The organism is Streptomyces muensis, from assembly GCF_021474425.1.
Classification (GTDB): Bacteria; Actinomycetota; Actinomycetes; order Streptomycetales; family Streptomycetaceae; genus Streptomyces; species Streptomyces muensis.
Map to the genome: position 1 here is coordinate 1 of NZ_JAKEIP010000649.1, position 464 is coordinate 464.

General features: G+C 73.3%; 1 protein-coding gene. It reads left to right on the forward strand.

Annotated elements, in window-relative coordinates; genetic code table 11:
* Window positions 1-116: 116 nt before the first annotated feature.
* Window positions 117-464: DUF2510 domain-containing protein (locus tag L0P92_RS44890; protein ID WP_234768867.1), on the forward strand; the 348-nt coding region annotated here is incomplete at its 3' end.

Below are 464 nucleotides of genomic sequence, written 5' to 3' on the forward strand. Positions count from 1 at the left end.
GGGTGGGGGCTCGGGACGGCTGTGGCCTCGTCCTCGAACGCCGGGCGGGCTGAAAGTCGCCGGAGGCGCTGGCTTCCTCTCATCCGACTTTCACCGAGACCTCATACGGTGGGCGCATGACGCAGGTGACTCCTCCCGGCTGGTACCCCGACCCGGGGCAGAAAAGTGACGGTCCGCCCACCGAGCGCTGGTGGGACGGCAAGGCGTGGACGGATCAGGTCCGGCCCGTGGGGTCGGCGGACGTATGGGGGCCTCCGGAGCAGTTGGCCGCCGGCGGGGCGTATCCGGTGCATCCGGGTTATCCCGGGCAGTTGCAGTCGGGCGGGCGGCGTGGGCTGCGTACGGGCATAGCCGTGGGAGTCGCCGCGGTCGTCCTCGCGAGCATCGGCGTCGGCGTGTACGCGCTCACCGCCGACGACGGCTCGGGCGGCGGCAGCGCCGACTCCCGGCAGCGGGGGCCGGAC